The sequence below is a fragment of the Streptomyces sp. IBSNAI002 genome, from assembly GCF_052244475.1.
Classification (GTDB): domain Bacteria; phylum Actinomycetota; class Actinomycetes; order Streptomycetales; family Streptomycetaceae; genus Streptomyces.
In genome coordinates this window covers 5,483,048-5,502,837 of the sequence record NZ_JBQPXG010000002.1, presented here as the reverse complement: position 1 = coordinate 5,502,837, position 19,790 = coordinate 5,483,048, and the positions used below count along the sequence as shown (strand labels likewise).

The following is a 19,790-nucleotide window of genomic DNA, read 5'->3' as shown; positions in this document are numbered from 1 at the left end:
CGGCCGACACACCCGGCCCCGCCGGCACAACCCAGCCCGGCCGGCACAACCCAGCCCGGCCGACACACCCGGCCCCGCCGGCACAACCCGGCCCCGCCGGCACAACCCGCCCCGCCGGGCACAACCCAGCCCCGCCGGCGATTGAGGCGCGGGGTCCGGGGCGGGGCCCCGATTCTTTGAGCCCCGCCGGCGATTGAGGCGCGGGCCCGGGGCGGAGCCCGGGCTTCGAGCCCCGCCGGGTCAGCGCACCGGCAGGTGGTACGCCAGGCGGTAGCGGTCCGCGGGGACGACCACGTCGGCCGTTTCCACCGCGCGGCCGGAGGCGTAGTACGTACGCCCGATCACCAGCACCACATGCCCCGGCACCCCGCCGAGCAGCAGGATCTCCTCCGCCAGACCCGGTCTCGCGCCGACCTCCTCCACCACGTTGTCCACGACGACGTCGATCGCCGCCATCCGGTCGACCACCCCGGAGCCCCCCAGCGGGCCCTCCTCAGGCAGCATCACCGGCGTCCGGCCGGTCACGGCCAGCGGCTCCCAGGAGGTCGACAGCATCATCGCCTCCCCCGCGTCGCGGAACACGTACCGCGTCCGCATCACCCGCTCGCCCGGCTCGATGCCGAGCCGCTTGGCGATCTCCGCCGGGGCGGCCGTCTGCTCGCTGTTCGACTCCCACGTGCCGCGCGCGCCCGACTCCGCCTGCTCCTGCCGGAACGGGGTCGAGATGCCGCCCGTGCGGTAGCCGGAGCGGGCGACCCGGCGCGGCACCGGCTGCTCCCGTACGTACGTGCCCGACCCGGACCGGCCCTCGACCAGCCCTTCCGCCATGAGGACCTTGCGCGCCTCCAGCGCCACGGTGTCGGAGACCCCGTACTCCTCGCGGATGCGGGCCTGCGAGGGGAGCCGGGCGTGCGGGGGCAGGGAACCGTCGACGATCTTCCGTCGCAGGTCCCCGGCCACGCGCAGATAGGCCGGCTGCTCACCGAAAGTCACTGGCCACTCCCATCAGGTTGACAGACAGCTACACCCTGGCAACCGACGGTTGTGGACCGCAAGCAAGGGCCAGAGTTTCACCCGAAGTGATGAAGCCTGGTCACCCAAACCCGTTACCGCGCGTTACGCGGACGACGTCACGCCGCTTGCGCCGAAGGCTCCCGGCCGGGCCCGCTCCCGGGTTCCTCCGGGGACTCCGCCAGCCACTCCGGAACCTCCGTCGCCAGCCCGTACGCACCGCGCAGCGCCTTCTCCGTCTCCACGGACATCGCGCGCAGCGCCCGGTCCCACTGCCGGTCGAAGTCGGCGGCCGTCGTCGCCTGGGAGGTACGCTGCCACGCCGCGCGGGCCGCCTCGATCTCGCCCAGCTGCGCCCGGACCGCCTTCTCCAGTCCCGGCCGGGCCTTGTCGGCCTCCAGCGCCTTCGCCTCGTCGCCGAGCGCCGAGTACACCGAGCGCGCCCACGCCTGGTGTTCGGGGAGCGTGTCCTCGAGGTCCCCCACGGGCGGCCGGCCGAGCACGAACTCGACCTCGTTGGCCACCCGCAGGAAGGCGGACTGCTCGGGCTTCAGCGATCCCGCGTCCTGCCGCAGGCTGCCCCGCCGTTCCTCCGCGGTCGTGCCGATCACGCACACCAGCCGCCGGTCCCCCTGGCGCCAGGACTGGCGGGAGGGGGCGAAGTAGAACATCTCCGCGTAGGCGGGCAGCGCCCACGTGTCCATCGCGTAGGCGTCCTGAGCCTTCCAGCACTCGTCCTCGGAGACCCGGTCCGCCTCGGCCGACTCGGGGGCGTTCGCCGGCTCCAGCAGCTTGGAGGCGGTCACCTCGCCGTGGTGCGGCTCCGCGCAGTCGATCCGGTACGTCAGGGGCCGGTCGGCCATCAGGTCCCCGCCGGGGACGTTGAAGCAGTCGCCCGCCCGCAGGTCGTCGAGGTCCCGGAGGTCGCCCTCGACATCGGTGAACTCGCCCATCGCGTCCATCCGGTGGCGGACCTCCGAGGCGACCCGGTCGACCGCGAACACCATGACTCCGGTCATCACCACGGACACCGCCAGGCCCACGATCGCCAGCACCCTGCCCCGCTGCCGCCGCCTGCCGGTCTGTACGAGGGCCACGACGCCGAAGACCAGGCCCAGCGGCGGCAGGCACAGCAGCCCGACCAGCAGCGAGGCGAGCGCGAAGCCGTTGAGCCCCTGTTCCGGACGCGGCTGCCCGTAGCCCGGTGGCGGCCCCCACCCCGGCTGCGGGGAGGGCGGCGGCCAGGAGTGGCCCGGTCCGGGGGGCGGGCTCGGCGGGGTGCTCACGGGCTGGGGAACTCCATCACGGGGTGCGCGAACGAATGCGCGAATAGTACGCAGCGGGGGCGACCGCCCTGCCGGTCGCCCCCGCCTGTTCACCGCGTCCCTGCGCGTGCGTTCAGTACCGGCGCCTCATGTGCGGCGCCGGTGCCTCAGAACTGGAGCGCCCAGGAGTCGATCTTGCCGGTGTCGATGTTCGCGTTGTCGTTCACCCGCAGCTTCCAGACGCCGTTGGCCACCTCGGAGGAGGCGTTGACCGTGAAGGTCCGGATGATGTTGTCGGCGCTGCCGCCGGCCCGGTTGTGCAGGGTGTAGACGGTGCCGTCGGGGGCGACGAGGTCGACCTTCAGGTCACCGGTGTAGGTGTGCTTGATGTCCACCGGCACGCTCAGCGTGGCCGGGGCGTTGCCGGAGACCCCGCTGACGGTGATCGGCGATTCGACGGTCGCGTTGTCGTTGATCGCGTAGTCGGCGGTGTTCTCGAACTTCGGGCCGGGCGGGACGGTGCCGCCGGCGCCCACGTTCAGCAGGCGGTTCGGGGAACCGGTGCCGGGGCTGGTGACCACGTTCGGGGTCGAGGCGCTCACCAGGCCCGCGGAGACCTGGGCGGGGGTGCTGCCCGGGTTCTGCGAGAGGTAGAGCGCGGCCGCGCCCGCGACGTGCGGCGAGGCCATGGAGGTGCCCGAGATGGTGTTGGTGGCGGTGTCGCCCGTGCCCCACGTGGACGTGATGTTGGAGCCCGGCGCGAAGATGTCCAGGATCGAGCCGTAGTTGGAGTAGCTGGCCTTGGCGTCGGTGTTGGTCGTGGCGCCGACCGTGATGGCCTCGGCGACGCGCGCCGGGGACTTGGTGGAGGCGTCGGTGGACTCGTTGCCCGCCGCGACCGCGTAGGTGATGCCGGAGGCTATGGAGTTGCGCACGGCGGTGTCGAGCGCGGAGTCCGCGCCGCCGCCGAGCGACATGTTGGCCACGGCCGGCTTGACGGCGTTCTGCGTCACCCAGTCGATGCCCGCGACGACCTGGGCGGTCGTGCCCGAGCCCTGGTTGTTGAGCACGCGGACGCCGACGATCTTGACCTTCTTGGCCACGCCGTACGCGCCGCCGCCGACGGTGCCGGCGACGTGCGTGCCGTGGCCGTGGCCGTCCTGGGCGGTGTTGTCGTTGTCGATCGCGTCGTAGCCGTCGGCCGCGCGGCCGCCGAAGTCCTGGTGCGTCTTGCGGACGCCGGTGTCGATGATGTAGGCGGTGACACCCTCACCGGCCTTGTCCGGGTAGGTGTAGCTCTGGTCCAGCGGGAGCGCCCGCTGGTCGATGCGGTCCAGGCCCCAGGACGGCGGGTTGGGCTGGGTGGCGTCGACGGTGAAGACCCGGTTCTGCACGACGGACTTGACCGCCGGGTCGGCGGCCAGCTTCTTGGCCTGCGCCTCGGAGACCTCGACGGAGTAGCCGTTGAGCGCGGCGCTGTAGGTGCGGTCGATCTTCGCGCCGTACCGCTTGGCGACGGCCTTGCCGCTGTCCGCGGTGGAGCGGGCGGCCGTGTCGTGCAGGGTCACGATGTAGCTGCCGGGGACGGCTCCGGCGACACCGGCGTTCTCGATGACGCCCTGCGGGGCGTTGTCGGCCGCCGAGGCGGGCAGCGCCGCGGCCGTGCCGAGCGCGAGGGCCACGACGGCGGTCGCACTGATGCCGGCGAGCTTCCGGCGGGTGTGACGCATCACGGACATGTGAGGGGTCCTCCTCATAGGTGGTGCGCTGCGGGGGGTTAAGCGGAGCCGCGCGGTCCGACGCACGGGCACGTGGGTTAGCCATGCCCATGACAAATCATTCGGCCGAACGGGCTGCCGCCTCCGAAAGGTTGACGCACCCTCACCAGCTCCCACAAGAGGACGGCCGACGCGTAACATCCATGCCATACGCCCGCCATGATCGAGCAAAGGCGCTCCGCACATGACGCACGCACTCCCCGGATACCTCTGCCCCGAGGACGGCACCCGCGCCGACGTCCGGACCGCGCCTTGGTGCTGCCCCGTCTGCGCCGGCCCCTGGGACCTCGACTTCACACCGGATCCGGCCAGCGCGCTGGAACCGTCCGCCGGGCCGAACTCGCTGTGGAGGTACGCGGCCGCGCTGCCGCTGCCGGGGGCGTTCTCCGTGTCGCTGGCGGAGGGGAACACTCCGATGGTGCCGCTGGCAGAGCGGGTTCACGCCAAACTCGACTTCCTGATGCCGACGCTGTCGTTCAAGGACCGGGGCGCGGTGATGCTCGCGGAGGTGGCCCGCCGGCTGGCTCCGCAGCGGGTGGTGGCGGACAGCAGCGGCAACGCGGGGGCCGCGGTGGCGGCGTACTGCGCACGGGCCGCACTGAGTTGTGAAGTTTTCGTGCCCGAGGGCACCTCGGAGAGGAAAACGGACCGGATCCGGTCCCACGGGTCGGCCGTACGGGTGGTGCCGGGCGGCCGCGAGGCCACCGCGGAGGCGGCGCGGGCCGCGGCGGACGATCCGGGGGTGTTCTACGCGAGCCACGTCTTCAACCCGTACTTCCTGCACGGCACGAAGACGTACGTGTACGAGGTCTGGGAGGCCATGTCGGGCCGGCTGCCGGACGTCCTGGTGGTCCCGGTGGGCAACGGCACCCTGCTGCTCGGGGCCGCGCTGGCCGTCGAGGAGCTGGCCCGGCGCGGGGTGCGGCCGCCGGCCCTGATCGCCGTCCAGGCGGAGGCGGTGGCTCCGCTGGCGTCGGCGTTCGCGGCCGGGGCGGAGGACGCGGAGCCGGCCGCCCAACTGCCGACCCTGGCCGAGGGCATCGCGATCCCGGCTCCGCCGCGGGCCCGGCAGATCCTGGCGGCGGTCCGCACGTCGGGCGGCACGTTCCTGACGGTCCCGGACGCCCGGCTCCGCGAGGCCCAGCGGGACCTGGCCCGCCGCGGGCTGTCGGTGGAAGCGACGGCAGCGGCGTGCTGGGCCGCGGTGGGGCCCCTCGCCCCCGAAGACCCCTTGCAGGGCCGCACCGCGGTCCTCCCCCTGTGCGGCGCAGGCCCGAAGTAGCCGCCGCCCCGACGCCCGCATCCAGCCCCGCCGGCGTCTGAGGCGCGGGGTACGGGGCGGAGCCCCGGGCTTCGAGGTGCGGCCGGCCCGGCCCGGCGCTGCCTACATGTCGGAAAATCGCGAGCCCCGGCCCGCGGGGTCTGCTGAACTGGGCCGCATGACCAACAACCCCGACCTCACCGAGCTGGCCGCAGGCTTCACCGCTCTGCACACACCCGCCCGGCCCCTCGCCCTCGCCAACGCCTGGGACGTGGCCAGCGCCCGCGTCGTGGAGGCGGCCGGGGCCCCGGCCGTCGCGACGACCAGCGCCGGCGTCGCCTGGTCCCTCGGTTCGCCCGACGGCGACTCCCTGGCCCGCGACCGCGCCCTCGACCTCATCGCCCGCGTGGCCGCCGCCGTCTCCGTCCCGGTCACCGCCGACATCGAGAGCGGCTTCGGCGCCGATCCCGCCGCCGTCGCGGAGACCGTCGCCGGGGTGCTCGCCGCCGGCGCGGTCGGCATCAACATCGAGGACGGCACACGCGCCGCCGCCGAGCACGCCGAGCGCATCGCCGCCGCCCGCTCCGCCGCGGACTCCGCCGGGGTCCCGCTGTACATCAACGCCCGGATCGACACGTACCTGAAGGGCCTCGGCGACCCCGGCCCCGCCGCCCGCCTCGACGAGACGCTGGCCCGGGCCGCCGCCTACCTCCGCGCGGGAGCCACCGGCGTCTTCGTGCCCGGCGTCACCGACCCGGCGACCGTGGCCCGGCTCGCCCAGGGCATCGACGCCCCGCTCAACGTGCTCGTCGGCCCCGGCGCCCCCTCCGTCGCCGAGCTCGGCGCCCTCGGCGTGGCCCGGGTCAGCCTGGGGTCCTGGGTGGCCGAGGCCGCGTACGCCGTGGTCCGCCGCACCGCCGAGGAGCTGGTCGCGGGCGGGACGTACGGACCGCTCGCGGACTCCCTGCCGTACCGCGAGCTGAACAGCCTGCTCCAGGGCTGAGAGGATCTCGGCCATGCGCACATCAACCCCGGCGGAGAGCCGGTCCACGACCACGCCGCACCGCAAGACAACCGGCGCGGTCTGGACCGCCCTCGTCCTCGTCTACGTCGTCTGGGGCTCGACCTACCTCGGGATCCGGATCGTCGTCGAGACCATGCCCCCGTTCCTCTCCGCCGGGGCCCGCTTCATCACCGCCGGCCTGCTGCTGGCCGGGGCCGTGGCCTGGCGGTCCGGCCCGGCCGCGCTCAAGGCCACCCGCGCCCAGCTCGGCTCGGCGGTCGTGGTAGGCCTGCTGCTGATCCTCGGCGGCAACGGCCTCGTCGTGCTCGCCGAGACCTCGGTGCCGTCCGGGCTCGCCGCGCTGCTGGTGGCGGCCGTACCGATGTGGGTGGTGCTGCTCCGCGCCGGCACCGGGGACCGGCCGCAGCTGCGCACCCTGGGCGGGGTCCTGCTCGGCCTGGCCGGGCTCGCGGTGCTGACCGTCCCGGGGCTCAGCGGCGCGGTGCAGCTGTCGGGGGTGCTGCTGGTGCTGGCCGCTTCGGCGTCGTGGTCGCTGGGCTCGTTCACCGGGTCGAAGGTGGACCTGCCGAAGAATCCTTTCACCGGGAGCGCGTACCAGATGCTCGCGGGCGGGATCGCGGGCGTGGCCGTCGGCCTGCTGCGCGGCGAGCACCACGGCCTCGACCCGGCGGCGTACTCGACCTCCTCCTGGCTGGCCCTCGGCTACCTGATCGTCTTCGGCTCGCTCGTCGGGTTCACCGCGTACGCCTGGCTCCTGCGGAACGCGCCGCTGTCGCTGACGGCCACGTACGCGTACGTCAATCCGGTGGTGGCCGTGGCCCTCGGCGCGCTGATCCTGGACGAGGCCCTGACCTGGCCGATCGTGCTCGGCGGCACGATCGTGGTGGCGGCGGTGGGCGTGATCGTCAGCACGGAGCGCAAGAAGTAACGGAACGGCGGCCGGCCGGCCCGGCACCCACGGCGGCCGCGGCGAACACGGCGGCGTTGGCGCCCACGGCGGCCCCGCGCGGCCCTCAGCCCTCCGCGGCCCGCTCGTACAGCGCCTTCGCGTGCTCGTCGAACAGCGCGGCCGTGGAGTCCACGTCCGTGTCCCCGCCGCTCAGCACCCCGATCAGCCGGCCCGGCCGCTCGGGCCCGCCCCGGTCGGCGATCCAGGGGCTGCCGCTGGTCCCCGTCCAGAACCCGGCGCAGCTGATGTACAGCATGTCCGGGTCCTCGTCGTCGTGGCGGGTCTGCGTGGTGCACGAGACGGGCTTGTTCTGCGGGTTGTGCTCGGACTCCGGGTATCCGACGACGGTCACGTCCCGCTCGTACCCCGAGGTCCAGTCCGGCTTCGGGGTTTCGGCGCCGCCGCCCACGGCCTCCTGGACGCTGCGCCCGTCGCCGTCCGGCGCGATGGTGAGGAAGGCGAAGTCGGCCGTGTCCTCGCCCCACTTCGTCCAGCGGTCGTCGACGTGGATCGAGCGGACCTTCCACGTGCCCAGCGGACGGCTGCCGGAGCCCTCGCCGGAGAAGGCCGGGGCGAAGGCGAGCTCGCCGATGGCCAGGCCGTCGTGCGCGACCTCGCCCGGCTGCCCGTCCTCGCCGGCCGGGGCCACGCAGTGCGCGGCGGTGGCGACGACGTTGCCCTTCGGGCTGTCGACCACGCTCGCCGTGCACCAGTGCTCGCCGCCGGCCATGAGCACGCCCACGGTGGGGAAGGGCCGCACCGGCCGCTCGCCCGGCGGCTTCAGGAACGCGACGGCGCACACCGCCACGATCCCCGCCGCGGCCGCCGCCGACGCGCCCTTCACCACGGGGCTCACCGCACGCCGGGCTCGGGTGTCGGTCCGACCATCACCTTGCTGATCCACTCCAGTGCGCCCTCCCGCATCCCGCGTACGTACGACTTCCCGTTGTGCTCACCATCCTGGATCACCTGCAGCTTGGTGTGCACGGGACCCCTGCCGTAGTCCTTCATGAACTGCTCGGCCTTCTCGCGGCCGGTCTCGGCGGTGCCGATCTGGAAGTTGATGTAGACGTCCGGACCGCCCGCCGTGATCAGCTTCTCGGCGAGCTTCTCGGGGTTGTTCTCGTCCATGGCCTGCGTGTTCCCGTTCCACAGCGGGGAATCGGGGACGATGTCGACCCCGCTCGCGATGGCCGCCTTGAAGCGGTCGGGGTACTTCAGGACGTGCTTGAAGGCGCCGAACCCGCCCGCCGAGGAGCCCATGTAGGCCCACCCGTCGCGGGAGGTGAACGTCCGGAAATTGGCCTTCGTGAAATCCGGGACGTCTTCGACCATCCAGGTGCCCATCCTGGCCTGGCCGGGGATGTCGGAGGCGTCGAAGTGGTGCTTGGTGTCGGCGTTGTGCACCGGCATGATCAGGATGAAGGGCAGGCTCGTACCGGCCTTCGCCCCGTCGCTCACGGCCTTCTGGAGGCCGAGGCCGGGGCCCGTCCCCCAGTAGTTCGTGGGGTAGCCGCGGCCGCCGGGCAGGGAGATCAGGACGGGGAAGGCGCTCTTGGCGTACTTCGGATCGTCGTACTCCTTGGGCACCCACACCCACACGTCGCCCGTGAACCCCGACTTCGCGCCGGTGAGCGTGGTGCGGCCGATCTGGGTGCCGTCGGGCAGCCGGTTGGTGCGGACGAACTCGGCCTTCGGGCCGGTGGGCATGCGTACGCCCGGACGGGTGTCGGAGGCCTTGGTCGCGGCCTTCCCCTTGACGTCGACGTCGGCGTCGGCCTTCCCGAAGGAGACCGGCTCCCCTATGTCCGAGAAGAGCTTGTACTTGTACGCGACGGCGCCGCCCCCGGCGGCGAGGGTGAGCGCGAGGCCGCCACTGATCAGAAGCAGGCGCAGGCGCTTGGGGCGACGGCCGCCCTTGGTCATGGGGCTGCCGTCGCCTTGCTGGTCATGCTGCACGGATTTGTCCCGTTCCTTCTCCGGCGCTCGGATGGGAGCGCGGGCCGGACCGATCGGTCCCCCTTACACCCTTTACAGAGGTATGAACGACGGGATGGGTTGCCTGGGACGGACGGGACGTGGCACGCACCACGCGACCTGCGGCGGGGGAGGTCAGGCGGCGTCGGGCTTCGGGCCCTTGAGCACCTTGCTGATCCACTCCAGGGAGCCTTCCTTCATGCCCCGGACGTAGTGCCAGCCGTTGTGCTCGCCGTTCTGGATGTCGCGGATGGTGGTCTTGACGGGGCCCTGGCCGTACGTCTGCACGAACTTCGTCATCCGCTCCTTCCCGCTCTCCTTGGTGCCGATCTGAAAGTTGATGTAGACCTCGGGACCCTTGGCGTCGATCAGCTTCCGGGCGAGCTTCTCCGGGTTGTTCGCGTCCATCTCCGCCTGGTGGCCCTTCCAGAGCGGGGAGTCGGGGACGATCTCGCCGCCGCTGGCGATCACGGCCTTGAACCGGTCCGGGTACTGCAGGACGGTCTTCATGCCGACGAAGGCGCCGGAGGAGGAGCCCATGAAGGCCCAGCCGTCACGGGACTTGTACGTACGGAAGTTGGCCTTGGCGAAGTCCGGGACGTCCTCGGCGATCCAGGTGCCCATCTTGGGCTGGCCGGGGATGTCGGCGCCGTCGTAGTAGTACTTGGCGTCCGGGTTGAGCACCGGCATGACCACGATGAAGGGCAGGCTGGTCCCGGCCTGGACGCCGTCGCTGATGGCCTTCTGCAGGCCGAGGCTGCGGTCGGCCCAGTAGTTCGCCGGGAAGCCGTTGCCGCCGGGGAGCGCGATGAGCACCGGGAAGCCGCTCTTGGCGTACTTCGGGTCCTCGTACTCCTTGGGCGCCCACACCCATACGTCGCCCTCGAAACCGGACTTCGCGCCGGTGAGGCGGGTCTTGGCGATGATCGTGCCGTCGTCGAGCTTGGTGGTCTGCTTGAAGTCGGCCTTCGGGCCCGTCGGCATGAGCACGTCCGGGTCGCCGGAGGGCGAGGGCTTGCCGGACGGGGACTGGCCCGGCGTCTGCTTGTCCCCGGCCGCGGACGGGGCGCCGCCCGCCTTGCCGAAGCTGACGGCCTCGCCGTTGCCGGAGAACCAGTCGAGCTTCCAGGCGGCGAACCCTCCGCCGCCGAGAAGGAGCGCGAGGGCGGCCACAGCGCTGATCCATATGAGGCGGCGGGAACGCCGGGGCGGCTCCGGCTGGTACGGGTCGTGGTGCACGGACTTCGCTCCGAACGGTCTTGAGTGGCCCCGAGGGCCGAGGGCAGAACGGCTGGGTCCGAATAGGCACCCATTGGTCCTGATGTACGAATCCCCAGGGCAGTTCCAAATCCGAGCAAAAAACTCCCCGGAACCAGCGGACACCCCCCTAGCGCTGGGTGCCGAGCACTTCCGCACACCGGCCGAGCAGCCGGATGAGCTGCTCCCGCTCCTCCCCGGTGAACGCGGCGGCCAGCGCCCGCTCGACCCGCACCGCACCGGAGTCGGCCAGCTCCAGCGCCGCCCGCCCCGCGTCGGTGAGCCGGGTCTCCAGCACGTTGCGGTGCCACTCGTGCGGGGTCCGCTCGATGAGCGCGCGCTCCTGGAGGTTCTTCAGCACGGTGTTCATGGTCGGCGGGGTGACCCCGCACAACCGTGCGAGCGCGGCGGCGGAGATGCCGGGCTTCTCAGCCAGCCAGAGGAGCGCAGCGTACTGCGGAACCGTTACTGCGGCCGGCTTGCACGCGGCGCTCTTCGCCGCGAGAAGCGCCTGCTCGGCGCGCTTGAGGTGCGAGCCGATGCGCTCCTCGGGGGCCATGGAGGTCATCCCCGCATCCTACGGGCCGCACCCCTTGCCGATGTTAGAGCCCTCACATACATTCGCCCGCACCCGACCAGTAGAGGACGACACCTCATGCGCCTCCTGCCCCCCGCCTGGACGACCGCCCTGACGACCGCCGCGGCCGCGGCCCTCACCCTGGGAGCGGCACCTCCCGCACCCACCGCGAACACGCACACCTCCCAGATCTCCCAGACCTCCCCCGTCTCCTCCCTCATATCGACGGCGTTCTCCATACCCGGGGCGAGGGTCTACCCGGAGGGCATCGCCTCCGACGCCCGTACCCACACCGTCTACGTCGGCTCGTACGCGGACGGCACCGTCTACCGGGCCCGCCCCGGCCGGTCCGAGGCCGAGGTCTTCCTGCCCTCCGGGACCGACGGCCGCCGCACGGCGAACGGACTGCGCGTCGATGCGCGGGGCCGCCTGTGGGTGACGGACTCCACGACCGGGGTCGCCGTCTACGACACCGCGACCGGAGCCCGGCTGGCGCACTTCGAGGTGGCGGGCGACGCGCCCCGCTTCGTGAACGACCTGACGATCACCCCGGACGGCACGGCGTACCTCACGGACAGCGTCCGCGGAGTCCTGTACCGCGTGACCCCCGCCCAGCTGGCCGCCGGCAGCGGCCCCCTCACCGAGGCCCACGACCTCTCCCCGGCCCTTCGCCCCCGCCCGGCGGGCGCGTACGGCCTCAACGGCATCACCTCGGACCGGACGGGCCGCTACCTGCTCACCGTCGACATGGCCGCGGGCGACCTCTACCGCGTGGACCTCCGCAGCGGCGCCATCCGCCGCGTCACCCTCACCGGCGCCGACCTCAAGGCCGCCGACGGCCTCGACCTCTCCCCCGGCGGCACCCTGCGCGTGGCACACAACACGACCAACACCCTGACCCGCTGGCAGCTCACCCACGACGGCACCCGCGCCCGCCTGCTGCGCACGCTGACGGACCCGTCCCTGCAGATCCCCACGACCCTCACCCACAGCGGCGGCCGCACGCTGGTGGTCCGCTCCCAGTTCGACAAGGGCGGCCCCCTCGCACCGCACGGGGGCACCCCCACCCCGTTCACCATCGCCTCGGTCCACGGCCTGTAGCCGCGCGACGGCACGACGGTCCCCCGCCTTCGTCGTGCGGCCCGGGTGGCCGCACGACGAAGGTTCAGAGGATCTTCTTCAGCCCCACGTGATCCACGATGATGCGCCGGCCCGCCGGATCGAGGGCGAAGTAGATCCGGCCGACTTCGTTGGGGCTGACCGCGTCGCGGACCTTGACGTGCGGAAGACCGTCGCGGGGACCCTCGAATTCGAAGAAGCGAAGCTTCGGCTTCTTCTTCAGCTCCAGGTCGCTGAACGCCACGTTGAGCCCGTGCTCGGTCTTGAACCAGTCGTCGAGCCGGGGCATCTTGCCCGCCTGCTGGTCGCTGTACAGGTCGATCGACGCCTTCGCCAGCGTCACCAGGACGTCGGTCATCTCCTTCGGGTACGGGTAGCGGGACGCGGTCCACGATCGCTCTGCGGCGGGCGTGAAGACGAGCCTCCCTTCGGAAGCCACCTCCAGGTCCCGAAACGTACCCGCCGCGTCATGGGACTCCAGAGCGGGAATGGCCTCCCACGGGTCCGCTTCGGGAGACGGAGCCGCCCGCCGGGTCTCCTCGAACGCTTCGCGCCAGGAGTCCCTCTCGCGACGAAACCGTTCGGCCGCTTCGGCCAGCGGCGCGAGGTCCGCGACCTTGGACTCCAGTTCCTCTGCCGCGTTCTCCCAGAACTCCGCGGCCTCACTGACCTTCGCCACCTGCGCTTGCAGGGCGGAGATCTCCCGGCGCGAGTTTCCGGAAGCCCGCGCGCTCTCCGACTCCTTGCGCGCAGCGTCCTCCTGCTCCCGCAGCACGGCCCGGCGCGCCAGCCCCCACCCGTTGTCGGATCCCCTCGCCACGACGGAGAGACCCGCCAGCGTCTCCATGAGATGCGCCCGCAGCCCGTCCTCGCCGCCGCCTTCGACGTCCTGCCGGCTGAGCGCGGGATGCAGGAAACGACGACCGGGCCAGACGAGCCGGACGCCGCCGTCCGGTACGGCCAGATCCGAGTGAAGGGAAGCGAGGGCGTGGGAAGTCGAGTAGTTGAGGGTGACGACCTTCGCCAGCCCGATCAGGCCCTGTGCGGCGCGCCCGATCGCCTGCCAGGCGATGTCGGAGCGAGGGTGCGCGAGGACTATGGGGAGTCGGGAAGGCGTTTCGACGGCCTCGGCGAGGACCTCGACGGTGGCGGCTTCGCGGATCCTGTCGTACCTGCCGTCCACGCGCTGGCCGAGAACGCGCACGACGAGCGAGGCGTCCCGGCACACGAGGCCCGTGAGCCGGGGCTGGTAGAGGCTCGCCTCCTTCGCCGGGGCGAGCCAGTCACTCGTGATGCGCTGGCCCATCGCGACGCGCAGCCTTGTCGCAGCACCGTTCCTGGCCACCGTGACCGTGGTGACGAACACCTCGTCACCACTCCCGTGCGGCTGCGAGAGTTCCAGACGGACGGCTTCGACGTCACGTGCTCGCTGCACCTCCCAGGCCGCTGCCCGCTTGGGCTTCAGGCCCACCTGCGGCAGGGTGGCGCTGCCCGGACTCTCGAGGCTCGAGCCGAAGTCCGGCCCCAGCCAGCCGGCGACATGGTGCAGGACCCTCGCGTAGGCGGCCTTGCCGCCGGCGTCACCCGACTCGGACTGGCCGCCCATCGCTATGTCGAACGAAGTGACGTAGAGAACCTGCACAGTTCCCCCAGTTCCTCGCGCCCCCGTCCGGGCTTCCCCCGGATCACCTGGTGCGGTGCAGCCTACTGCCGCACCACCCGGCCGCAGTAGAAACGATCAACATTCAAACCCTCGGGTACGCACCGGATCTCGAGCCAGGACGTGTAGTCCTCCCAGCCCTGATCCTCCTGTCCGCCAGGGCGAGACCTTGGCCGAGGTCGTTGAGCGAGCCGATCGGGACGACGTGCCCACGGTGATCACGCGCCGAGGCAAGGAAGTGGCCGCGGTCGTCTCCATCGAGGTGCTGCGCACGTACCGGGAACGGGAAGAGCGCGAGATCAACCGGATCATCGACGAGCGCATGGCCAACCATGTCCCCGGCATCCCGATCGAGGACGTCATGAGGGAGACGCCGGCGCGCGGTGAGTGACTACCGAACCGTCTTCCGCCCTGAGGCGCAGGCCGATCTTCGGAAGGCCCCCGTGACATGGCGCTGCGCATCCTGGCCAAGCTGACCGAGCTGGAGAGCGATCCCCTCGGCTTCAACACCACCGCGCTCGTGTCGCAGCCGGAACGCCGTCGCCTGCGAGTCGGCGACTACCGGATCGTGTACACGATCGACAACGGAGAGCTGGTGGTGTGGGGTCGTGCACGTCGGGCATCGACGAAGGGGCCGGCTCCTCCAGGAGTCGCCCCCTACCGACCTGCACGCTTGACGCATCGCCTGGCGTGCAGTGCTGGCACGATCACACGTTGAAGCGGAGAAGACGTCAAGTGCAGAGCTATGACCTGCGGAAACGCATTCTTCGATAGGGTCATACCAGCACCAACCCAGCACGGGCGGTCAGTAGTGGTACCGAGCCGCGAGGACGACGATCTCCTTGTCTGTCACCAGGTAGACGAGGCGGTGCTCGTCGTCGATCCGCCGCGACCACGCGCCAGGCAGGTGGTACTTCAAAGGTTCGGGCTTGCCGATCCCTGAGAACGGGTCACGCCTGACGTCCTCGATGAGCTTGTTGATTCGGGCGAGCATCTTGCGGTCGTTCTTGAGCCAGGACGTGTAGTCCTCCCAACCCTGATCCTCGAAGACGAGCCTCACTCGGCACCCGCACCCGCACCCGCGTCCGCCGAGTCCGGATCGATCAGCTCGCGTTCCGACACGTTGATGTTCGCCAGGGCGTTCTCGTACGCCTTGAGGAGCCGGCGAGCGTTCGCAGGTGAACGCAGCAGATACGAGCCCTCGCGCAGCGCCGCATAGTCCTCAGCCGAGACGAGCACGGCGTTGCCGTGCTTCGAGACGATCTCGATGGCCTCGTGGTTCTCGTTGACCTTCTTGATCAACGGGAAGAGCTCCTTGCGGGCTTCACTCGCGGTTATGGACATGCCCTGACCTCTCCCGTGAAGTGGTACCTAATAACGTACCACTACCCACGCCCCTCGCGCAGGGTGAACCAGCCAGGGGACGTCGCTGCGGCACGAGCGGCTTCAGCCCCGCGGCGCACCTGCAAGCACCACGCAACAGCCATGAAGCAGCGATAAGGAGCGGACTATCTTGCACCGCCACCCACGTGAAGGGCACCATTCTCAATATCGTCGACATGGACGATAGCGTCCGGGATGCCGTCGAAGTGCATGAGCGCCTTCACGGAAACCTTATAGCTCGGACATCTCTTCACGTTCAACACCTAAATCGCGAGAGATCCTCGAGGATATTGAACGGAAACACGGAACGATACAATCCAGAATGACCAATCGCCAGGCGTCTCGACCACCCAAATCACACAGCCGCCCCATGGCAATCAAGGACTCCCACAGACGGGAAGTTGGAGCTGAACGCACGCCCGCCGAGATCGCCTCGGTGCGAAACTTTGAATAAGTGGGATGACGCTTAATGTCACACTCGTCGATGTTCCCGACATGAACGCAAATGGCGGCTCAAGAAGAGCCTCAGGGTCACACTCTGGACGAGTCATCCAATTACGTGAAGAATGTTCACCATCGGTCTTTGCCGGTTGCGCTACACCCGGTAGTGCCTCGCGGAGATGCGCGTCGGGCGCCCAGCGATGAGGCGATGGGCCGGACGAAGGCGCAGATGGCAGCGCAGGAGCCTCGCCTGCATCCCAGCACGACAGGAGTGAGCAGGGGTGATGAGAGGTGACGTGGGGTCACATTTCCCAGCACCATCCCAGCACGGGAAACAGTCAGGGGTCCGACTCCGAAGAGCCGAACCCCTTTGACCTGCATGTTTGCTAGATCATCTGCGTTGCGGTATGTAGCCGGCTACACGTTGAAGCGGAACTCCACCACGTCGCCGTCCTGCATGACGTAGTCCTTGCCCTCCATGCGGGCCTTGCCCTTGGCGCGGGCTTCGGCCACCGAGCCGCATTCGACCAGGTCCGCGAAGGAGATGACCTCGGCCTTGATGAAGCCGCGCTGGAAGTCGGTGTGGATGACGCCGGCGGCCTCGGGGGCGGTGGCGCCCTGCTTGATGGTCCAGGCGCGGGTTTCCTTCGGGCCTGCCGTCAGGTAGGTCTGCAGGCCCAGGGTAGCGAAGCCGACGCGGCCGAGGGTGGCCAGGCCGGGCTCGTCCTGGCCGACGGACTGGAGGAGCTCGAGGGCCTCCTCGTCGTCCAGCTCGGAGAGGTCCTGCTCGAGCTTGGCGTTGAGGAAGATGGCCTCGGCCGGGGCGACCAGGGCCGACTGCTCGGCCTTGAAGGCGTCGTCCGTCAGCTCGTCCTCGTCGACGTTGAAGACGTAGAGGAAGGGCTTCGTCGTGAGCAGGTGGAGCTCGTGGAGGAGGTCGCCCTGCTCCGTGCCCTTGGTGATGCCCTTGGAGAAGAGGGTGTCGCCCGCTTCGAGGATCTTCTTGGCCTCGACGACGGCCGCGAGGACCGCGACCTTCTCCTTCTGGAGGCGGGACTCCTTCGTCAGGCGCGGTTCGGCCTTCTCGATGGACTGGAGGTCGGCGAGGATCAGCTCGGTGTTGATCGTCTCGATGTCGTCCTTCGGGGAGACCTTGCCGTCGACGTGTACGACGTTCTCGTCCTTGAAGGCGCGGATGACCTGGCAGATCGCGTCCGACTCGCGGATGTTCGCCAGGAACTTGTTGCCCAGGCCCTCACCCTCCGAGGCGCCGCGGACGATGCCGGCGATGTCGACGAAGTCGACCGTGGCGGGCAGGACGCGCTGCGAGCCGAAGATGCCGGCGAGGACGGCCAGGCGGGCGTCCGGAACGCCGACGACGCCGACGTTCGGCTCGATGGTGGCGAACGGGTAGTTGGCCGCCAGCACGTCGTTCTTGGTCAGGGCGTTGAACAGGGTCGACTTGCCGACATTCGGCAGGCCGACGATTCCGATCGTGAGCGACACGTTGGCGACTTCCCGTAGCTGGAGGGGGCGGCGGCCCGGGAGTGGGCCACCGGACAGTTTACTTTCCGATGAGCGGCAGTCGTTGTACGCGTGTCCCCACACGGATACCGTGCTCGCCCCGCCTAGCGTGGAGCCGTGGAGCAATACAGGACGCGACCGGCCCCTCACCCGCAGCGACCCCCGGCCCAGCGCCGCGGCCCGCGCCCCGCGGCCCTGCCCGCCCAGGGCGGCGGCCCGCAGGCCCCGTACCGGCGGCGGATGCCCCGGCCCCGGCTGACCGGGCTCGGCGGCGGGCTCTTCGCGTGCGCCGGCATGCTGCTGGCCGGCGGGATCTGCTGGCTGCTGTTCGGTTCCTCGCTCTTCGTCTACGGGCTGCTCTTCCTGCCCGTGGCGGCCGCCACCGCCCTGTGGGTACGGCCCGCCGACCTGATCACGGCCCCGATCACCGTGCCCATCGCCTTCGCCGCCGGAGTGTGGCCCATCTCCGGCGGCTCCGGCGGCTTCGGCGGGCAGCTGATGGGGCTGGTGTCCGCCCTGTCCCTGCACGCGGGCTGGCTGTACGCGGGGACCCTGGTCGCCGCCCTGATCGCCGTCGTGCGCAAGGCCGTGCTGATCGGCAGGCGGCGCATGCCCCGGCGCGTCGCCCAGGGCTGAGCCCGGCCGGGGGCCGAGCAGGCCCCCAGGGCTGAGCCCGGCCCGGGGCCGAGCAGGCCCCCAGGGCTGAGCCCGGCCCGGGGCCGAGCAGGCCCCCAGGGCTGAGCCCGGCCCGGGGCCGAGCAGGCCCCCAGAGCCGAGCCAGGCCCCCGCCCTACGCCGGAGCCGAGCCCCTGGCCGCCATCGCCGCTCCCACGATGCCCGCGTTGTTCTGGAGCTTCGCCGGAACGATCTCGGCCCGGATGCCCTCGATCAGCGGCAGGAACTTCTCCGGCTTGCGGCTGACGCCGCCGCCGATGATGAAGAGGTCCGGGGAGAAGAGCATCTCCACGTGGGCCAGGTACTTCTGGACCCGGTGCGCCCAGTGCGGCCAGGTGAGGTCCGCGTCCTCCTTGGCCTTCACCGACGCCCGCGTCTCCGCGTCGTGGCCCTTCAGCTCCAGGTGGCCGAGCTCCGTGTTCGGCACCAGCCGCCCGTCCGTGAACACGGCGCTCCCGATGCCCGTGCCCAGGGTGAGCAGGATGACCGTGCCGTCGCGCCCGCGCCCGGCCCCGTACGTCATCTCGGCGACTCCGGCCGCGTCCGCGTCGTTGAGGACCGTGACCGGCAGGCCGCCCAGCTCGCGCGAGAGCAGGGACGCCGCGTCGGTGCCGATCCAGCCCTTGTCCATGTTGGCGGCCGAACGGGTGACTCCGCTCGTGACCACCCCCGGGAAGGTGACGCCGACCGGGCCCGACCACGAGAACGCCCGGACCACCTCCGCGACGCAGCCGGCCACCCCGTCGGGGGTGGCCGGCTGCGGTGTCAGTACCTTGTGGCGCTCCTGCGCCAGGTCGCCGCGGTCCAGGTCGACCGGAGCGCCCTTGATCCCGGAACCGCCGATGTCCACACCCATGATCTGCATGGACATACCGTACGAAAGGACTTACTTGTCGGCGACCAGTTCGGCCGCTTCGGCGCGCAGGTCGCGGCGCAGTTCCTTCGGGAGGGAGAAGACGATGGACTCCTCGGCCGTCTTGACGATCTCGACGTCCGCGTAGCCGCGCTCCGACAGCCATTCGAGCACCTGGTCGACGAGGACCTCCGGCACCGAGGCGCCCGAGGTCAGGCCGACGGTGGTGACGCCCTCCAGCCAGGCCTCGTCGATCTCGCTCGCGAAGTCGACCAGGTGGGCGGCCCGGGCGCCCGCGTCGAGCGCGACCTCGACCAGCCGGATCGAGTTCGAGGAGTTCTTCGAGCCGACGACGATGACCAGGTCCGAATCGGCGCCCATGACCTTGACCGCCGCCTGCCGGTTGGAGGTGGCGTAGCAGATGTCGTCGCTGGGCGGGGAGACGAGGAGCGGGAACTTCTGCTTCAGCGCGTCGACCGTCTCCATGGTCTCGTCGACCGAAAGGGTGGTCTGCGAGAGCCAGACGACCTTGGACTCGTCGCGCACCTCGACCTTGGCGACGTCGTCCGGGCCGTCCACGATCGTGATGTGCTCCGGGGCCTCGCCGGAGGTGCCGATGACCTCCTCGTGGCCCTCGTGGCCGATGAGGAGGATGTCGAAGTCCTCGTTGGCGTACCGGATGGCTTCCTTGTGCACCTTGGTGACCAGCGGGCAGGTCGCGTCGATCGTCGCGAGCTTGCCGCGCGCCGCCTCCTCGTGCACCACCGGCGCCACACCGTGCGCCGAGAACATCACGATGGAGCCCTCGGGGACCTCCTCCGTCCGCTCGACGAAGATGGCGCCCTTCTTCTCCAGCGTCTGGACGACGTACTTGTTGTGCACGATCTCGTGGCGGACGTAGACCGGCGCACCGTACTGCTCGAGAGCCTTCTCGACAGCGATCACGGCTCGGTCCACGCCCGCGCAGTAGCCGCGAGGGGCGGCGAGCAGGACACGGCGGGAAGCGGGAGCAGTCATGGGCTCCATCGTACGGGGG

At 70.9% G+C, this 19,790-nt stretch carries 19 protein-coding genes and 1 pseudogene; 7 read left to right on the top strand and 13 right to left on the bottom strand.

Annotated elements, in window-relative coordinates; translation table 11 throughout:
* Positions 1-240 precede the first annotated feature (240 nt).
* From ACTVZO_RS26720 to ACTVZO_RS26710, 3 genes are all read right to left on the bottom strand, one after another.
* Complete coding sequence (locus ACTVZO_RS26720; RefSeq protein ID WP_443300778.1) at positions 241-993, bottom strand: GntR family transcriptional regulator; 753 nt, start codon at positions 991-993, stop codon at positions 241-243.
* Between the two features lie 137 nt (positions 994-1,130).
* Positions 1,131-2,297 (bottom strand): DUF4190 domain-containing protein, encoded by a 1,167-nt coding sequence (locus tag ACTVZO_RS26715; protein WP_443300777.1) that lies wholly within the window; start codon positions 2,295-2,297, stop codon positions 1,131-1,133.
* A gap of 146 nt (positions 2,298-2,443) precedes the next feature.
* Positions 2,444-4,015 carry a S8 family peptidase gene (locus ACTVZO_RS26710; protein WP_443300776.1) on the bottom strand — a complete coding sequence of 524 codons (1,572 nt, stop codon included), beginning with the start codon at positions 4,013-4,015 and terminating at the stop codon, positions 2,444-2,446.
* 223 nt (positions 4,016-4,238) lie between these two features.
* On the opposite strand from ACTVZO_RS26710, the gene ACTVZO_RS26705 reads away from it, so the two are divergent.
* The 3 genes from ACTVZO_RS26705 to ACTVZO_RS26695 all read left to right on the top strand — a co-directional run bounded on the left by ACTVZO_RS26705 (position 4,239) and on the right by ACTVZO_RS26695 (position 7,267).
* Positions 4,239-5,336, top strand: coding sequence for a pyridoxal-phosphate dependent enzyme (locus tag ACTVZO_RS26705; protein ID WP_443300775.1), 1,098 nt, complete (start codon positions 4,239-4,241; stop codon positions 5,334-5,336).
* A gap of 157 nt (positions 5,337-5,493) precedes the next feature.
* Positions 5,494-6,318 (top strand): isocitrate lyase/PEP mutase family protein, encoded by an 825-nt coding sequence (locus ACTVZO_RS26700; protein WP_443300774.1) that lies wholly within the window; start codon positions 5,494-5,496, stop codon positions 6,316-6,318.
* Between the two features lie 13 nt (positions 6,319-6,331).
* Positions 6,332-7,267 carry an EamA family transporter gene (locus ACTVZO_RS26695; RefSeq protein ID WP_443300773.1) on the top strand — a complete coding sequence of 312 codons (936 nt, stop codon included), beginning with the start codon at positions 6,332-6,334 and terminating at the stop codon, positions 7,265-7,267.
* Between the two features lie 85 nt (positions 7,268-7,352).
* Here the strand turns inward: ACTVZO_RS26695 and ACTVZO_RS26690 are convergent, their stop codons facing one another.
* The 4 genes from ACTVZO_RS26690 to ACTVZO_RS26675 all read right to left on the bottom strand — a co-directional run bounded on the left by ACTVZO_RS26690 (position 7,353) and on the right by ACTVZO_RS26675 (position 11,090).
* Positions 7,353-8,135 (bottom strand): trypsin-like serine peptidase, encoded by a 783-nt coding sequence (locus ACTVZO_RS26690; RefSeq protein ID WP_443300772.1) that lies wholly within the window; start codon positions 8,133-8,135, stop codon positions 7,353-7,355.
* Between the two features lie 5 nt (positions 8,136-8,140).
* Positions 8,141-9,247 (bottom strand): alpha/beta hydrolase, encoded by a 1,107-nt coding sequence (locus ACTVZO_RS26685; protein WP_443300771.1) that lies wholly within the window; start codon positions 9,245-9,247, stop codon positions 8,141-8,143.
* Between the two features lie 153 nt (positions 9,248-9,400).
* Complete coding sequence (locus tag ACTVZO_RS26680; protein WP_443300770.1) at positions 9,401-10,504, bottom strand: alpha/beta hydrolase; 1,104 nt, start codon at positions 10,502-10,504, stop codon at positions 9,401-9,403.
* A 148-nt stretch (positions 10,505-10,652) separates the two neighbouring features.
* Entirely contained in the window at positions 10,653-11,090 is a 438-nt protein-coding gene (locus ACTVZO_RS26675) for a MarR family winged helix-turn-helix transcriptional regulator (protein WP_443300769.1), read from the bottom strand.
* A gap of 87 nt (positions 11,091-11,177) precedes the next feature.
* Between ACTVZO_RS26675 and ACTVZO_RS26670 the strand changes: the two genes are divergently transcribed.
* Complete coding sequence (locus tag ACTVZO_RS26670) at positions 11,178-12,200, top strand: SMP-30/gluconolactonase/LRE family protein (RefSeq protein WP_443300768.1); 1,023 nt, start codon at positions 11,178-11,180, stop codon at positions 12,198-12,200.
* 64 nt (positions 12,201-12,264) lie between these two features.
* Here ACTVZO_RS26670 and ACTVZO_RS26665 read toward each other — a convergent pair whose 3' ends face one another.
* Positions 12,265-13,860: a hypothetical protein gene (locus tag ACTVZO_RS26665; RefSeq protein WP_443300767.1), complete on the bottom strand. Its 1,596-nt coding sequence runs from the start codon at positions 13,858-13,860 to the stop codon at positions 12,265-12,267.
* A gap of 187 nt (positions 13,861-14,047) precedes the next feature.
* On the opposite strand from ACTVZO_RS26665, the gene ACTVZO_RS26660 reads away from it, so the two are divergent.
* Complete coding sequence (locus tag ACTVZO_RS26660; RefSeq protein WP_443300766.1) at positions 14,048-14,269, top strand: type II toxin-antitoxin system prevent-host-death family antitoxin; 222 nt, start codon at positions 14,048-14,050, stop codon at positions 14,267-14,269.
* A pseudogene (locus ACTVZO_RS26655) lies at positions 14,262-14,555 on the top strand (type II toxin-antitoxin system RelE family toxin). Before ACTVZO_RS26660 ends, ACTVZO_RS26655 begins: the two are co-directional and overlap by 8 nt.
* A 128-nt stretch (positions 14,556-14,683) precedes the next feature.
* On the opposite strand, the gene ACTVZO_RS26650 reads toward ACTVZO_RS26655, so the two are convergent.
* The 3 genes from ACTVZO_RS26650 to ychF all read right to left on the bottom strand — a co-directional run bounded on the left by ACTVZO_RS26650 (position 14,684) and on the right by ychF (position 17,208).
* A complete protein-coding gene (locus ACTVZO_RS26650) occupies positions 14,684-14,938 on the bottom strand; it encodes a Txe/YoeB family addiction module toxin (protein WP_404004013.1) in 255 nt (84 codons plus the stop codon).
* On the bottom strand, positions 14,935-15,222 hold the full coding sequence (locus ACTVZO_RS26645) for a type II toxin-antitoxin system Phd/YefM family antitoxin (protein ID WP_443300765.1): 288 nt from the start codon (positions 15,220-15,222) through the stop codon (positions 14,935-14,937). The genes ACTVZO_RS26650 and ACTVZO_RS26645 overlap by 4 nt, the downstream gene beginning before the upstream one ends.
* A gap of 897 nt (positions 15,223-16,119) precedes the next feature.
* The gene (ychF, locus tag ACTVZO_RS26640; protein WP_443300764.1) at positions 16,120-17,208 is read right to left on the bottom strand and encodes a redox-regulated ATPase YchF; all 1,089 of its coding nucleotides are present in this window, start codon (positions 17,206-17,208) and stop codon (positions 16,120-16,122) included.
* A 135-nt stretch (positions 17,209-17,343) separates the two neighbouring features.
* Between ychF and ACTVZO_RS26635 the strand changes: the two genes are divergently transcribed.
* Complete coding sequence (locus ACTVZO_RS26635; protein ID WP_443300763.1) at positions 17,344-17,862, top strand: DUF6542 domain-containing protein; 519 nt, start codon at positions 17,344-17,346, stop codon at positions 17,860-17,862.
* Positions 17,863-18,016: 154 nt separating this feature from the next.
* On the opposite strand, the gene ppgK is transcribed toward ACTVZO_RS26635, so the two are convergent.
* Both ppgK and ACTVZO_RS26625 read right to left on the bottom strand, forming a co-directional pair.
* Entirely contained in the window at positions 18,017-18,766 is a 750-nt protein-coding gene (gene ppgK / locus ACTVZO_RS26630; RefSeq protein WP_443300762.1) for a polyphosphate--glucose phosphotransferase, read from the bottom strand.
* A 21-nt stretch (positions 18,767-18,787) separates the two neighbouring features.
* The gene (locus ACTVZO_RS26625) at positions 18,788-19,780 is read right to left on the bottom strand and encodes a 4-hydroxy-3-methylbut-2-enyl diphosphate reductase (RefSeq protein WP_384223371.1); all 993 of its coding nucleotides are present in this window, start codon (positions 19,778-19,780) and stop codon (positions 18,788-18,790) included.
* Positions 19,781-19,790 lie beyond the last annotated feature (10 nt).

Bases quoted from the DNA above. Each gene is read 5' to 3' on its own strand.
- ACTVZO_RS26710 (WP_443300776.1), bottom strand. From the start codon at position 4,015: ATGTCCGTGATGCGTCACACCCGCCGGAAGCTCGCCGGCATCAGTGCG.
- ACTVZO_RS26705 (WP_443300775.1), top strand. From the start codon at position 4,239: ATGACGCACGCACTCCCCGGATACCTCTGCCCCGAGGACGGCACCCGC.
- ACTVZO_RS26700 (WP_443300774.1), top strand. From the start codon at position 5,494: ATGACCAACAACCCCGACCTCACCGAGCTGGCCGCAGGCTTCACCGCT.
- ACTVZO_RS26695 (WP_443300773.1), top strand. From the start codon at position 6,332: ATGCGCACATCAACCCCGGCGGAGAGCCGGTCCACGACCACGCCGCAC.
- ACTVZO_RS26675 (WP_443300769.1), bottom strand. From the start codon at position 11,090: ATGACCTCCATGGCCCCCGAGGAGCGCATCGGCTCGCACCTCAAGCGC.
- ACTVZO_RS26670 (WP_443300768.1), top strand. From the start codon at position 11,178: ATGCGCCTCCTGCCCCCCGCCTGGACGACCGCCCTGACGACCGCCGCG.
- ACTVZO_RS26645 (WP_443300765.1), bottom strand. From the start codon at position 15,222: ATGTCCATAACCGCGAGTGAAGCCCGCAAGGAGCTCTTCCCGTTGATC.
- ppgK (WP_443300762.1), bottom strand. From the start codon at position 18,766: ATGCAGATCATGGGTGTGGACATCGGCGGTTCCGGGATCAAGGGCGCT.
- ACTVZO_RS26625 (WP_384223371.1), bottom strand. From the start codon at position 19,780: ATGGAGCCCATGACTGCTCCCGCTTCCCGCCGTGTCCTGCTCGCCGCC.